General features: G+C 63.6%; 14 protein-coding genes. 13 read left to right on the top strand and 1 reads right to left on the bottom strand.

The window, feature by feature from the left end; translation table 11 throughout:
- The first annotated feature begins 9 nt into the window (after positions 1-9).
- The 13 genes from can to AC1DWQ_RS13465 all read left to right on the top strand — a co-directional run bounded on the left by can (position 10) and on the right by AC1DWQ_RS13465 (position 12,305).
- Positions 10-702, top strand: a complete 693-nt coding sequence (can, locus tag AC1DWQ_RS13525) for a carbonate dehydratase (protein ID WP_477666831.1) — start codon at positions 10-12, stop codon at positions 700-702.
- 17 nt (positions 703-719) lie between these two features.
- On the top strand, positions 720-2,597 hold the full coding sequence (gene aceK / locus AC1DWQ_RS13520; RefSeq protein WP_477670099.1) for a bifunctional isocitrate dehydrogenase kinase/phosphatase: 1,878 nt from the start codon (positions 720-722) through the stop codon (positions 2,595-2,597).
- A gap of 300 nt (positions 2,598-2,897) precedes the next feature.
- Positions 2,898-4,079, top strand: a complete 1,182-nt coding sequence (locus AC1DWQ_RS13515; protein ID WP_477670098.1) for an acetyl-CoA C-acyltransferase — start codon at positions 2,898-2,900, stop codon at positions 4,077-4,079.
- Entirely contained in the window at positions 4,076-5,149 is a 1,074-nt protein-coding gene (locus tag AC1DWQ_RS13510; RefSeq protein WP_477670097.1) for a DUF695 domain-containing protein, read from the top strand. Before AC1DWQ_RS13515 ends, AC1DWQ_RS13510 begins: the two co-directional genes overlap by 4 nt.
- Positions 5,150-5,152: 3 nt before the next feature.
- Positions 5,153-5,836: an SDR family oxidoreductase gene (locus AC1DWQ_RS13505; protein WP_477670096.1), complete on the top strand. Its 684-nt coding sequence runs from the start codon at positions 5,153-5,155 to the stop codon at positions 5,834-5,836.
- Between the two features lie 26 nt (positions 5,837-5,862).
- A complete protein-coding gene (locus tag AC1DWQ_RS13500) occupies positions 5,863-6,990 on the top strand; it encodes an acyl-CoA dehydrogenase family protein (RefSeq protein ID WP_477670095.1) in 1,128 nt (375 codons plus the stop codon).
- A gap of 166 nt (positions 6,991-7,156) precedes the next feature.
- Complete coding sequence (locus tag AC1DWQ_RS13495) at positions 7,157-7,585, top strand: rhodanese-like domain-containing protein (RefSeq protein WP_477670094.1); 429 nt, start codon at positions 7,157-7,159, stop codon at positions 7,583-7,585.
- 10 nt (positions 7,586-7,595) lie between these two features.
- Entirely contained in the window at positions 7,596-8,012 is a 417-nt protein-coding gene (locus tag AC1DWQ_RS13490) for a YchJ family protein (protein WP_477670093.1), read from the top strand.
- A gap of 86 nt (positions 8,013-8,098) precedes the next feature.
- Positions 8,099-9,880, top strand: coding sequence for a 7TM diverse intracellular signaling domain-containing protein (locus AC1DWQ_RS13485; protein WP_477670092.1), 1,782 nt, complete (start codon positions 8,099-8,101; stop codon positions 9,878-9,880).
- A gap of 86 nt (positions 9,881-9,966) precedes the next feature.
- Positions 9,967-10,263, top strand: a complete 297-nt coding sequence (locus AC1DWQ_RS13480) for a hypothetical protein (protein ID WP_477670091.1) — start codon at positions 9,967-9,969, stop codon at positions 10,261-10,263.
- 49 nt (positions 10,264-10,312) lie between these two features.
- The gene (locus tag AC1DWQ_RS13475) at positions 10,313-11,167 is read left to right on the top strand and encodes a metallophosphoesterase (RefSeq protein ID WP_477670090.1); all 855 of its coding nucleotides are present in this window, start codon (positions 10,313-10,315) and stop codon (positions 11,165-11,167) included.
- A complete protein-coding gene (locus AC1DWQ_RS13470; protein ID WP_477670089.1) occupies positions 11,164-11,826 on the top strand; it encodes an HAD family hydrolase in 663 nt (220 codons plus the stop codon). The genes AC1DWQ_RS13475 and AC1DWQ_RS13470 overlap by 4 nt, the downstream gene beginning before the upstream one ends.
- A 101-nt stretch (positions 11,827-11,927) precedes the next feature.
- Positions 11,928-12,305 (top strand): YciI family protein, encoded by a 378-nt coding sequence (locus AC1DWQ_RS13465; protein ID WP_457282846.1) that lies wholly within the window; start codon positions 11,928-11,930, stop codon positions 12,303-12,305.
- Between the two features lie 297 nt (positions 12,306-12,602).
- Here the strand turns inward: AC1DWQ_RS13465 and AC1DWQ_RS13460 are convergent, their stop codons facing one another.
- Positions 12,603-14,546, bottom strand: a complete 1,944-nt coding sequence (locus AC1DWQ_RS13460) for a potassium transporter Kup (protein ID WP_477670088.1) — start codon at positions 14,544-14,546, stop codon at positions 12,603-12,605.
- Between the last annotated feature and the right edge of the window lie 22 nt (positions 14,547-14,568).

The following is a 14,568-nucleotide window of genomic DNA, read 5'->3' as shown; positions in this document are numbered from 1 at the left end:
AATACGACCATGACCACATCGCTCCAAGACCTCTTCGCCCATAACCGCGCCTGGGCCGCGCAGATGGAAGCCGAGCGCCCAGGCTTCTTCACCAGCCTTGTCAAGCAGCAGACGCCCAGGTATATGTGGATAGGCTGCTCTGACAGCCGGGTGCCCGCCAACCAGATCACCGGCCTGGAGCCCGGCGAGGTGTTCGTTCACCGCAACGTCGCCAACATCGTCGTGCACTCTGACCTCAACGCACTCTCGGCCATCCAGTTCGCGGTCGAGCGGCTCAAGGTCAAGGACATCATGGTGGTCGGGCACTACGGCTGCTCGGGCGTGCAGGCCGCGCTGGAAGGCGCGCGCATCGGCCTGGCCGACAACTGGCTTCGCCACATTCAGGATGTGCGCCACCGCCACCGCCAGCTCCTTGACAGCCTGCCCGAAGAGGTGCGCGCCAAAGCCCTTTGCGATATCAACGTCATCGAGCAGGTGGTCAATGTTTCCGTCAGCACCGTGATGGTTGATGCCTGGGCGCGCGGCCAGGAGGTCACCGTGCACGGCTGGGCCTTCGGTGTGCATGACGGTCTGCTGCAGGACCTGCAGATGAGCGTGTCGGCGCCCGACGAGCTCAACAAGTTCTACGGCAAGGCCATCGACCGTGTGTGGGATACCTGGAACGCCCGCGTCGGCGGCGGTGAACAGCAGCAGCTGGTCTGAACGGCGCACAGCAAGCCATGTTCCCCCAGCGCCTGGACTCGAGCATTGCCTACGACATCGCCAAGGCGATGATGGACGGCTTTAACCGCCACTACCAACTGTTCCGAACCGAGTCCGCGCGCGCCAAGCACCGCTTTGAAACGGCAGACTGGCACGGCCAGCAGCGCGCGCAGCGCGAACGCATCGAGTTCTACGACCTGCGCGTGCGCGAAGCGTCCATGCGCCTGGAGCGCGAGTTCAAGGCCGGCGACCAGCCCATGGACGTCTGGCAGCAGGTCAAGCTCCATTACATCGGCCTGCTGGTCAATCACCACCAGCCCGAGCTGGCCGAAACGTTTTTCAATTCGGTCACCACCAAGATCCTGCACCGCAGCTACTTCCAGAACGACTTCATCTTCGTGCGGCCCGCCGTCAGCACCGAATACATCGAGAACGACGAGCTGGTGTCGCAGCCGACCTACCGCGCCTACTACCCCACCCGCGACAACATGCGCGAGGTGCTGCTGCAGCTGGTGCGCGACTTCGACCTGCGCCTGCCGTTTGACAACCTCGAGCGCGACGCGGGTTATGTGCTTGAAGCCATCAGCGGGCGGCTCACCGACGTCAAGCTGCGCGCCAACTTCCAGATCCAGGTACTCACCAGCCTGTTTTTCCGCAACAAGGGCGCGTACGTTGTGGGCAAGATCATCAACGGCTTCAACGAAGTGCCGTTTGCACTGCCGGTGCTGCACAACAAGGCCGGTAAACTGGTCATCGACGCCGCGCTGTTTGGTGAAGATGATTTGCTCATCCTGTTCAGCTTTGCCCGCGCCTACTTCATGGTCGACATGGGCATCCCGTCAGCCTACGTGCAGTTTTTGCGCAGCATGATGCCGCACATGCCGCGCGCTGAAATCTACAACGCGCTGGGCCTGGCCAAGCAGGGCAAGACGCTTTTCTACCGCGACTTTCTGTACCACCTGCGGCACTCCACCGACAAGTTCCGCATTGCGCCCGGCATCAAGGGCATGGTCATGCTGGTGTTCGACTTGCCCTCGTTCCCCTACGTGTTCAAGGTCATCAAGGACTACTACCCGCCGCAAAAAGACACCACGCGCGAGCAGATCAAGGGCAAGTACCTGCTGGTCAAGCAGCATGATCGCGTGGGCCGCATGGCCGACACGCAGGAATACAGCGAAGTGGCCTTTCCGCGCGAACGTTTCAGCGACGAGCTGATCGCCGAGATCGAAAAGTTCGCGCCCAGCCAGCTTGAGATCAGCGACCGCGACGGCGACGGTGCCACCGAAGTCATCATCAAGCATGTCTACATCGAGCGGCGCATGATCCCGCTCAACATCTATTTGCAGGAAGCCTTTGACGCCGGCGTGAAAGAGCCGGCAGCCCAGGACCAGATCGAGCGTGCCGTCGTCGAATACGGCAACGCCATCAAGGACCTGGTGGCCGCCAACATCTTCCCCGGCGACATGCTCTGGAAGAACTTTGGCATCACGCGCCACGGCAAGGTCGTGTTCTACGACTACGACGAGATCGAATACATCACCGACTGCAACTTCCGCAAGGTGCCCGCCGCGCGCAACGAGGAAGAAGAGATGAGCGGCGAGGTCTGGTATACCGTCGGCCCCAAGGACGTGTTCCCCGAAACTTTCGGCCCCTTCCTGCTCGGCAATGACGCGGTGCGCGAAGTCTTCATGAAGCACCACGGCGACCTGCTCGACGCCCATTTCTGGCAAAGCCACCAGGCACGCATCCAGGCCGGCCACGTGCACGACGTATTTCCTTATGAGCGCGAGAAACGCTTTGTCGCGCTGCACAGCCCCGGTGCTCCCCACGATGAAGTCCTCATGCAACTGCCGCCCGAGCCCGTGCTCACAGGCCTGAGCGGCCTGACGCCCTAGAAGATGTTGGCCCCCACGCTTTTCACTTCGCCTTCGGCTCCGTGTAATGCGCGAGGCCTTGCAGGCCGCGGCTCGCGAGACGCTTCGCCTCTGTCGCCCGTCCAAGCCTGCGCAGGCAGGCTTGGAGCCGCGGGCTCCAGCCCCTCGGTGGCGCTGCGCCTGCGGCCCGGCAAAGCCGGTTCCGCGGCCCTGGCTGGCTGGGAGCGCGCTCCACCTTGGCTTTGCTACTTATCCTGCGTCCGTCGCGGCTTGTTGACAGATGCCTCCCGAATTTTTCTCATCAATTGAAAGGACCTCCTCATGTCTGAATCCATCGTTATCCTCGGCGCAGCCCGCACCCCCATGGGCGGCTTCCAGGGCGACTTCGCCAGCCTGTCGGCCCATGACCTGGGCGGCTACGCCATCAAGGCCGCCATCGAACGTTCCGGCATTGCGCCTGAAAAGGTCGATGAAGTGCTGTTCGGCAACTGTCTGATGGCCGGCCAGGGCCAGGCGCCGGCACGCCAGGCCGGTTTCAAGGGCGGCCTGCCCGCCAGCGTGGGCGCCGTCACGCTGTCCAAAATGTGCGGCTCCGGCATGGAAGCCACCATGCTCGCGCACGACCAGCTCATCGCCGGCAGCCGCGACGTGATGGTTTCCGGCGGCATGGAAAGCATGACCAACGCACCCCACCTGCTGCTCAAGGGCCGCAGCGGCATCCGCATCGGGCACGACCGCATTTATGACCACATGATGCTCGACGGCCTGGAAGACGCTTATGAACCCGGCCGCGCCATGGGCACCTTCGGCGAGCAGTGCGCCGACAAGTACAAGTTCACCCGCGAAGCGCAGGACGCCTTTGCCACCGCCAGCGTGAACCGCGCCAAGGCCGCCACCGAATCCGGTGCCTTCAAGGCCGAAATCACGCCCATCACCGTCAAGGGCCGCAGCGGCGAAACGGTGATCTCTATCGACGAAGGCCCGGGCAAGGTCAAGCTCGACAAGATTCCCACACTCAAGCCTGCCTTCAAGAAAGACGGCACCATCACCGCCGCCTCCAGCTCGTCCATCAACGACGGCGCCGCCGCCCTGGTACTGGCGCGTGAATCCACCGCCAAAGAACTGGGCGCCACGCCCATCGCGCGCATCCTCGGCCACGCCACGTTTGCGCAAGACCCTGAATGGTTTACCACCGCCCCGGTCGGCGCGGTCAACAAGCTGCTCAAGAAGATCGGCTGGAGCGCCAAAGACGTGGACCTGTGGGAAGTCAATGAAGCTTTCGCCGTGGTGCCCATGGCCGCGATGAAAGAACTCGGCATCAGCCACGACATCGTCAACGTCAACGGCGGCGCCTGCGCGCTGGGCCACCCCATCGGCGCGTCCGGCGCCCGCATCCTGGTCACGCTGATCCACGCGCTCAAGGCCCGCGGCCTGAAGAAAGGCGTTGCCACCTTGTGCATCGGCGGCGGTGAAGGCACGGCCATGGCGATCGAGCTGGTATGACGCAAGAAGCACCACAAACGCTTTCACCCGCTGAGCTCGCCCAGCGCATCGATGCGTTCTGGCTGAAATTCCAGGAGGGCGAGGCGGAGCTTGTCCGCCAGCCGGTACGCGACCAGGTCGAGAGCATCAATGAAGTTCTCGAGGAGTACCTGGAAGGGCTGGCGCTGGAAATGTCGGCTGACGACGGCGACCAGCAGGTCGAACTGATCGCCACCGCGCACGGCAGTACCGAAACCTTTCCGCTGCTGCTGGATTTCGTCAAGCGCGCGCCGCCGCTGAAGCATTACAGCCTCACTGCCTTTCGCGCCCGCACGGAAAGCCCCGACTTCCCCATGCGGATGGACAACTTTGAACTGGCCACCTCCGACGTGCTGATCGGCCACGTCGCCGATGAAGGGCAGGTGGGCATCGAAGTCATGTTTGCGCGTGAACTGCCCAGCGACATGCAGGACCATGCGCGCAACATGACCTTCATCATGCTCGACCATGTGCTGGGCGAGTACGACTTCGCGGTCAAGGTGGGCTTTGTGGATTTCGTCGATGCGTTCTCGGACGAAGTGGCCGGCTCCACGACGCTCGACAAGTTCGGCCCTGTGCTCGACGCGTTCTGGACGAACGAACTGGGGCACACAGGCTTGTTCCCGAGCGGCGAACACCAGTGGTCTGTCATGACAGTCGTCTTTGGCAACGACGAGGACGGTGACGAAGAAGACGACCAGGAGGGTGACAAGGCGATCGTGGCGGTCAACCAGAGCGCCAATGCGATTGCAGCGCGGCCTGACCTGGGCCACGCGATCGAGCTGCGCCTGCCCGTGGATGACCATGCGGCACTGGAGCGTGCCCGCGAAGTCCAGGAGCAGATCGCCACCCGCCTGGAGCTTCAGCATGCCGGCATCCTGTCCCACACCGTGGTCAGGAACGGCCGGCGCCTGGCCAACTATTACGTGGGCGACCTGCCTGCCGCACTCGGCGTGATTGACACCAGCTTGCGCGGCGCATCGTTCGCCGACGTTGAGCTGAGCAATGCGTTCGACCCGTCATGGTCGAAGTACTTCAACTTCGCGGGCTAATCCATGAAAGTCCTCGTCATCGGCGCATCACGCGGCATAGGCCTTGAATTCGTCAGCCAGTACCTGGCGGACGGTGCCAACGTCATAGCCACCGCACGCAACGACGAAGGCCTGCAGCGCCTCAAGGCCCTGGGCGCCAAGGCCTTGCGGCTGGACGTGGCCCAGCCTGCCAGCATCAGCGGCCTGGCCTGGCTGCTGGACGGCGAAGAGATCGACATCGCCCTCTACGTGGCCGGCGTCTTTCCGCAGGGCGATGCACTGACGCCGCCGACGCGCGAGGCGTTTGACCACACCCTGCACACCAATGTGCTGGGCGCCATGCAGGCCATTCCGCAAGTCGCGCCCATGGTCGAGGCCTCCCGGCTTGGTGGTGGCGGCAAGGGACGCTTTGCCTTCATCACCAGCGGCATGGGTTGCATTGGCGAGGTCCCGTCCAGCAGCAGCTGGACCTACCGCGTCAGCAAGGCTGCGCTGAACATGGCCGTGGCGTCTGCCCAGCATGACTACCCGCGCGCCATCATGGTGGCCCTGTCGCCCGGCTGGGTTCAAACCGACATGGGCGGCCGGGATGCACCGCTCACCACGGTTCAAAGTGTCACGGCCATGCGTGCCACGCTGGCCGGGCTCAAGCCCGAGCACAAGGGCGCTTTTCTCGACTACGACGGTCGGCGTTTCAGCACATGGTGAGCCCTGCACTCCACTGAAAGATTTCGATGATCCTGACCCAAGACCAAACGATGATCCGCGACGCGGTGCGCGACTTTGCGCAGGCCGAACTCTGGCCGCGCGCCGCGCGCTGGGACAAGGAGCACCACTTCCCGATCGAGGCGCACAAAGGCCTGGCCGCGCTGGGAGCCTACGGCATCTGCGTGCCCGAGGAATTCGGCGGCGCGAACCTTGACTACCTCACGCTGGCGCTGGTGCTCGAAGAAATCGCGGCGGGCGACGGCGGCACCAGCACCGCCATCAGCGTCACCAACTGCCCGGTCAATGCCATCCTCATGCGCTACGGCAATGTGCAGCAGAAAAAGCAGTGGCTGACAAAACTCGCGCAGGGCGAAATGCTCGGCGTCTTTTGCCTGACCGAGCCGCATGTTGGCAGCGATGCCTCTTCACTGCGAACCACGGCCGTCAAAGACGGCGACGAGTATGTGATCAATGGCGTCAAGCAGTTCATCACCAGCGGTAAGAACGGCCATGCCGCCATCGTCATCGCCGTTACCGATAAGGGCGCCGGAAAAAAAGGCATGAGTGCCTTCATCGTGCCCACCAGCGCACCCGGCTATGTGGTGGCGCGGCTCGAAGACAAGCTGGGCCAACACTCCAGCGACACCGCACAAATCAATTTTGACAACTGCCGCATCCCGGCCGACAACCTGATCGGCAACGAGGGCGAAGGCTACAAGATCGCGCTGGGCGCACTCGAAGGCGGGCGCATCGGCATCGCCGCGCAAAGCGTGGGCATGGCGCGCAGCGCGTTCGAGTTTGCCCTCAGCTACGCCAAAGAGCGCCAGAGCTTTGGCACCGCCATCTTTAACCACCAGGCAGTAGGCTTTCGCCTGGCTGATTGCGCAACGAAGATTGAAGCGGCCCGCCAGCTCATCTGGCACGCTGCCAGCCTGCGCGACGCCGGCCTGCCCTGCCTGAAAGAAGCCGCCATGGCCAAGCTTTTTGCCAGCGAAATGGCCGAAGAGGTTTGCAGCGCTGCCATCCAGACGCTGGGCGGCTACGGCTATGTCAGTGACTTTCCGGTGGAACGCATTTACCGCGATGTGCGGGTGTGCCAGATTTACGAAGGCACTTCCGACGTTCAAAAGATCATCATCCAAAGATCTCTTTAGCCCCCACGGTCGCGCACTTCGTGTGGCTCCCTGCCCCCCGAGGGGGCCGCTGCGCCTGCGGCCCGGCAAAGCCGGTTCCGCGGCCCCTGCTGGGTTTTGGTCAGGGGTCTGGTTCAACTGCGTGCAGCAAACCGTAAACTTGCCGATCCACAGCAGGAGACAGAGCATGCCCATCACCAAAGGATTCCGCGCACTGGTCGACGAGGCCATGGCGCAGGTCAAAACCTATTCCGTGGCAGAGGCCAGGTCAAAACTCAGCGACCCCAGGGTACAGATCGTCGACATCCGCGATGTGCGCGAGCTGACAGCCGGCACCGTGGTGGACAGCTTCCACGCACCGCGCGGCATGCTCGAGTTCTGGGTTGACCCCGAGTCGCCGTACCACAAGCCGCTGTTTGCCGATGAGGGCAAGGAGTTCATCCTCTTTTGCGGGGCCGGCTGGCGCAGCGCACTGGCCACCAAAACCCTGCAGGACATGGGCATGCGCAATGTGGCCCATATCGATGGTGGTTATGCCGAATGGGTGAAGCAGGGCGCGCCCACCGAAACGCTGGAAGAGCGCAAGGCCCGCGCAAACAACAACTCCTGCGGCTGATGCCCGGGTGATGCCGAACCCATCGCCATCTCGGCCGTGCCCCTGCGGCCGCACAGGCCCGGCCAAAAAACCGTTGCTGTTCGCAAATTGCTGTGGCCGCTACCTTGGTCACTTCGACACCGTGCCCGCGCCCGACGCCGAGTCCCTCATGCGTTCGCGCTACACCGCCTTTGTGGCCGGGCGTGCCGACTACCTGCTCGCTACCTGGCATGCCAGCCATCGGCCGGCATCGATTGAATTCGATCCCGGTGTGAAATGGCTGGGCCTGGAAGTGCGCAGCCATCGCCAGATCGATGACACCCACGCCGAGGTCGAATTCGTCGCCCGCCAGAAAACCCCCGGCAGCCCGGCCGTGCGGCTGCACGAACGCAGCCGCTTTGTTCGCGAGTTAGGCCGTTGGTACTACGTCGACGGCGACCACCTGTGATGAGCTATAAAAGGTGCTTTAAGCCTTTAATTGACGGGTTCTCGTTGCTCCTGTATTAATAGCATCTCGGGTAAAGAATGGACTTCATGAAAGAACAGCGCGCAACCCGTTCGGCTTCGTGGCGGCAGTGCAATCCGCTGCTCTGGACCGGTGTGTTGGGGCTGGTCTTTCTGCTCGGGCTGAATTCCCCGCCCGTCGCTGCCGGCAGTCCGGCGTCCTACCCCGCCCCGCTGCAGGTGCTCGAAGGCTTGCCCGCAAGCGCCACCGTTGCGCAGGTTGCGGCCATGGATGCCGCGCTCTTCAAGCCCCTGGTGAGCGGCAAGCGTTATGCAGTGAGTGCGGCCTCGCCGCTTTGGCTGCGCATGACGCTGGCGCCGGGGGGTGTGGTGAATGGCACCGATTGGCTGCTGGAATTTCCCACCGTGATCGTGGATCGGTATGAGTTCTTTCAGCGCGATGCGGGCGGTGCATGGCGCATGGCTGTGGCCGGGGACTTTGTGGCGCATGTGCGGTGGCCTGTCGATTCGCTGCGGCCGCGTTTTCCGTTGCCGCAGCCCGGCGCGGACGCGCAGGACATTTTTGTCCGCGTGGTACACCGCTTGCCCGTCAATCTGAGTCCCGTGCTGGTAGGTACGGCAGAGGCGTCCCGGCGAGATGTGGTGCAGATGTTGTGGGTGGGCCTGCAGCTGGGGGTGATCATCACGCTGGCTCTCTTCTGCGCCCAGATGGCGCTGGCCTATCGCGACCGCACCTATGCCTGGTATGCCGGCTACCTTGTGTTTACCGTCATGGCCACCCTTTGCTACACCGGCGCGGCCCAGCGTTACCTGTGGCCCCACGCCACAACCTTTGCCAGCCACGCGATTGTGTTGTCTGTGATGGGCGCCCTGGCCTTCAACCTCCAGTTCACCCGGTCCATCTTCGGCGGGCTGCAGGGGCGGAACTTTCACCGCATGGCGCGCGCGCTGGTTGCGCTGTGCCTCGTGTACATGACGGCCAGCCCCTTCGTTGAGCAGTACGACCGCATGGTGCCGATGTTTCACGCCATCACACTCAGCGTTTTTGCCTTCACCATCACCTGCGCCTGGCGTGCCTGGCGGCGTGGTGTGGCCTTCGGCGGTTACTGGCTGCTGGTGTACCTGCCCTACCTTGTTTGCGTGGCCCTCGCCCTTGCCGAAAGCTCGGGGCTTATCAGCGCGCCCTGGCTGCCCGGCGAAACTCCGGTCGCCGCTGCCTTGGTGGAGGTGGTGGTCATGATGCTGTGCATCAACGCCTGGAGCCGTCTGCGCCACGCCGATACAGTGCGCGAGCAGGCGGCCAAAGAGCACGATCCGCTCACCGGTTTCCTTAACAGGAAAACCTTTCGCGACCGCGCGGCCCGCATCTGGAACGCCGCGCCGGAGCTGAAGCGTGACCTGGCCATCATCTATGTTTCTGTGGAGCCGGCCGACCCGGACAGGCTGAACATCGTTGAGGCCGAAGAACTGCTGGCCCGCAGCGTGCGGCTGGTACGCACCATCACGCGCGACTTCGACACTGTGGGGCGGCTTGGCCGCAACATGCTGGGCATCGTGATGGAGGGCGTGATGCCGGGTGAAGCGTTCAGGGCTCGTCTGTCCCGGCTGGTGGCCCTGGGGCTGATGCGTGATACCGACGACCCCACCTCCATGGCGCTGCGGTTCACCGTGGCGGTGGGTAGCCGCCGCAGCGAGGTCGGAGACTTTGCGGCGCTCGACGCAGCGTTGCAGGGCCTGATGGTGGAGGATGACCAGGCCCAGCGCGCGATCCGTTTCCTGAGTCCGCCCGAAGCCGATGGCGATTCCATTCCCGTGCGCCGTTTCGGCTCCACACCTGGCCAGTTGCAATGAACCGCCCGCCAGAAGCTCCGGCCCCGTTCGCACGGCAGGCCGTTGGTACCATGTGAGCGGTAGCCTTAACTGGGCGGGGAGCACCAATGTTCAATCAAACCGTGCGCGGCATGTATTGCCTGCGCTGCAGCAGCCGCAAGGTGGTACGCGGCAATTTCGAAGCGGAGCGGTTCTATCCCTTGCGTGGCTTGCTGCGCTCCCTTGTGGGCAAGCCGGTGCTTTTGCAGAACCAGCATTCACATGCCTGCATGGATTGCGGCCTGGCCTGGAACGAGGTTGACACGACCGAGCTGCGCAAAAACCTGCGCGCCTATGGCCTGGCGCCGCACAGCACCGGTGTGATGGAGGCCGTGAACGAAGCGGGTGTTGATGTCCGTTTATGAGCGCCTGGTAAAACTGCAAAGGTCTTGTTGGGCCTGCGTTCTGATTCTGGTGATTTTGCTGCTGGGAACATGGGTCGTCATCATCGAACCGCGCTGGGTCGCGCACCGCGAGATCAGTGAAACCGTTCCGGACTGGAGAGGGCCGCCCGGCCTGAAAGTGGCCATTGCTTCAGACTGGCACTTCACCAAACGCCCGCTGTGGCGCGTCATGACGGTGGAGCGTGCGCGTGACATCGTGGCGCAGATCAATGCCGCCCAACCCGACGTGGTGCTGTTGCCCGGCGACTTCATTGCCGACCGCGACTACAAGCCCGACACCGCCGCCACACCCGAAGACGAGATCGCCCAGGTGCTGGGCGGGCTGAAAGCCCGGCTGGGTGTCTACGCCGTCATGGGCAACCACGACTGGTGGCACGACGGCGAAAAATTCACCGCCGCATTCACCCGCGCGGGCATCACGGTGCTCGAGAACGACGCTGTGTCCTTGCCCGTTCCACCTGGGGCATCCGCAACGCCCGTCTGGGTGGTGGGCGTGGGTGACGACTACACCGGCCACTCCCGACCGGTCAAGGCAATGAGCAAGGTGCCCAAGGGCGCGCAGGCGCTGGTCTTCATGCACGAGCCGGCCAGCCTGTTTGACTTGCCGCCGGTGCGCGGCCTGATCGTGGCCGCCCACACCCACGGCGGCCAGGTCAGCATTCCCTTCTACGGCCCGCCCGTGGTGCCCGGTGCCGGCCCGCGCGACTGGGCCTACGGCTGGGTCGGGCACGAAGACAATCGCATGTACATCACCAGCGGGCTCGGCGTCAGTATCCTGCCGGTGCGTTTTAATATGCGGCCTGAATGGGTGCTGTTCACCCTGGGTGGCACAAGCCCGCAAGCGGGCCATGAAAGAGAACCATGAAATTCGAGGCGGTGTTATTCGACTGTGATGGCGTGCTGGTCGACAGCGAGCCGCTGACCAACGGCGTGCTCCGCGACATGCTCGAAGAGCTCGGCTGGAAGCTTGGCTCTGCTGAATGCATGGCCATGTTTGTCGGCAAGGCCGTCAAGGACGAAGCCGCCACCATCGAAGCCCACACCGGCAAGCCGCTGACCGAAGCGTGGATGCTGGAGTTTCGCGCCCGCCGCAACGAAGCCCTGGTCGAGTCGCTGCTGGCCGTGCATGGCGCGGTGGAGGCCGTCAGCCAGATCCACACGGCCTACCAGGGCCGCATCGCCTGCGCGTCCGGCGCCGACCGTTTCAAGGTCGAGCTGCAGCTGGCAAAGTGCGGGCTGATGCCTTTCTTTGAGGGCAACATCTTCAGCGGGCACGAGCTGCCGCGCTCCAAGCCCTTCCCCGATGTGTACCTGGCCGCCGCCGCCGCGCTGGGGGTAGACCCCAAGCGCTGCGCCGTGGTGGAAGACACCGTGACCGGCGTCACGGCCGGCGTGGCGGCCGGCTGCACGGTGTTTGGCTACAGCCCGCCCAAGCTGGGCCACGACGCGCCCGCAGCCCTGCGCGCCGCCGGTGCGGTGCATGTGTTCACGGCCATGGCCGACCTGCCCGCGCTGCTGGCCTGAAGCACAGCAGTTTTTTTGCCAAAAAGATGTCGATTCCGGTCGATTCCGGTCGAAGCCATTCGTCGTAGAGGTGTCAGCAACCACTTTTTGAAGGAAACACCGTGAAATACCTTTGCCTCGCCTATTACAACCCCGCCGAATTCGCCGCCATGCCGCCCGCCGACATGCAGGCCCTGGTCAGCCAGTGCCCGCCCAAGGACGCCCAGCTCAAGGCCACCGGCCAGCTGCGCGTCAGCGCCTCGCTGGGCGAACCCGCCATTCGCCTGCAGCCGCGCGGCAGCAAGACGCAGAAGATCGACGGCCCGTTCACCGAAGCCAAGGAGCTGGTGGGCGGCTTTTTCATCATCGACGCTGCCAACCCGGACGAAGCCGTGAAAACCGCCTCGCTGCACCCTGCCGCCACGCTGGGCGAGCAGGCCGGCTGGCGCATCGACATGCACCCCATCGATTTCTTTGAGCAGTACGACGGCAAGGCCTGAGGCGGCTGGCTGGCGCCTGGCCGGCCTTTTTGGGCCGTTTTCAGGCACAAAAAAGGCCTCTAACCCAATAACAACGGGCGCAAGCAGCTATTGTTTTGATAGCGTTTACGTGTGAACTGAAAACTGGCCTGAGTGCCTTTTGGGCACAAAAAAGTGCCAAAAACAGGCATTTTCAGGCATCGAAAGTACCTGAAGCCCAATAAGGGCGGGCGCGAGCAGCTATTAAATTGATAGTGCCATCCATCGCTCCCGCAGGCCACCGACGCGCCATGCGGGCGACGGCCGACCCCGCTCGGCTCAAATCTGCACCCGCGTTCCCAGCTCAATCACGCAGTTGTTGGGCAGCTTGAAAAACCCCGCCACGCTGCCTGCGTTGCGCGACATCAGGGCGAACAGCGCCTCGCGCCAGTGCACCATGCCCGAGCCGCGCGTGGGCACCACGATTTCGCGGCTTAAAAAGTACGAGGTCTCAAACAGGTTGATGGGCAGGCCCTGGGCCTTGCACAGCTCCAGCGCTTTCGGAATGTCGGGCGTGTTCTTGAAGCCGTAGTTCACCTCCACCCGCCAGAAGCCCGGCGCCAGCGGCTGCACCTGCACGCGTTCGGCAAACGGTATCCACGGCACGTCATGAAACACCACTGTCAGGATCAGGTTGCGCTCATGCAGCACCTGGTTGTGCTTGAGGTTGTGCATCAGCGCCTGCGGCACCGTGTCGGGGTTGGCTACCGCATACACCGCGGTGCGCTGCACGCGGTTCACGCTGTCGGCCGACAGCGCCGTCACAAAGGGCAACAGCTCCGGGTCGTCGTGGCGGATGCTTTCTACCAGCAGCTCACGCCCGCGCCGCCACGTCGCCATCACGGTGAAGATCGCCACACCCAGCACCAGCGGAAACCAGCCGCCCTGCATGAACTTCAGCATGCACGACACCACCAGCAGCAGGTCAACCGCCACAAAAGTCACTGTCGCGGCAATCGCCAGCGGCAAGGGGTAGCGCCAGCCCTGGCGTATGACAAAGAAGGTCAGCAAGGTCGTGATCAGCATGGTGATCGTCACCGCAATGCCATAGGCTGCCGCCATGGCCGACGAGCTGCCAAAGCCGAGCACCGTGGCCAGCACGGCGGCCAGCAGCAGCCAGTTCACGCCCGGCATGTAGATTTGACCGGCCTCGCGCGCCGAGGTGTGCAGCACGCTCATGCGCGGCAGCAGGCCCAGCTGTATGGCCTGCCGCGTCATCGAATAAGCGCCTGAAATAACAGCCTGCGATGCAATCACCGTGGCCAGCGTAGCCAGCACCACGGCGGGAATCAGCCACGCTTCGGCAAACATGCGATAAAACGGGTTTTCCAGCGCGGCCGGGTCGCGCATCAGCAGTGCGCCCTGGCCCATGTAGTTAATCGCCAGCGCCGGCAGCACCAGGCCGCCCCACGCAAACTGGATGGGTCGCTTGCCGAAGTGGCCCATGTCGGCGTACAGCGCCTCCGCGCCGGTAAAGGCCAGTACGATGGCGCCCACCGCCACAAACATGTGCCAGCCCTGTGCGCTTAAAAAGCGAATGGCGTTCAGCGGGTTCAGCGCGGCCAGTATGCCGGGCTGCTGCGCAATCTCCAGCGCACCGGTAAAGGCCAGCACACCAAACCACAACACGATGACCGGGCCAAACAGCTTGCCGACCAGGCCCGTGCCATAACGCTGCACTGCAAACAGCCCCACCAGCACCGCCATGCAGACCGGCAGCACATAGGGCTTGAGCGCGGGCGTCACCACCTCCAGCCCTTCAACCGCGCTGAGCACCGAGATCGCCGGCGTGATGACGCTGTCGCCGTAAAACAGCGAAGCGCCCAGCACGCCCGTCAGCAGCAGGGCGGTGCGCGCCTTCGGGTTGTGGCCTGCCGCCTTGGCCGCCAGCGCGGTCAGCGCCATGATGCCGCCTTCGCCATTGTTGTCGGCCCGCAAGATCAGCAGGATGTACTTGAGCGTGACGATCATCATCAGGCCCCAGAAGATCACCGACACCGCGCCGATAAGGTGCTGGGCATCCAGTGGCACGCCCGTGGCGGGGCTGAAGATTTCCTTCATGGTGTAAAGCGGGCTGGTGCCGATGTCACCGTACACCACACCCAGTGCGCCCAGCGTCAGCGCCGCCACGCCTTCGCGGTGGCCTTTTTTTCGCGTTGTGTTGTTGGCGGCTGTGGCCTGGCCCTCTGCAGCAGCATTCGCAGTCGTTGCGACATTTCCCATACATTCCATCCGTCAGTGAACA

The organism is Polaromonas sp. P2_G11, from assembly GCF_056403595.1.
This window is presented reverse-complemented; position numbering and strand designations above follow the sequence as displayed.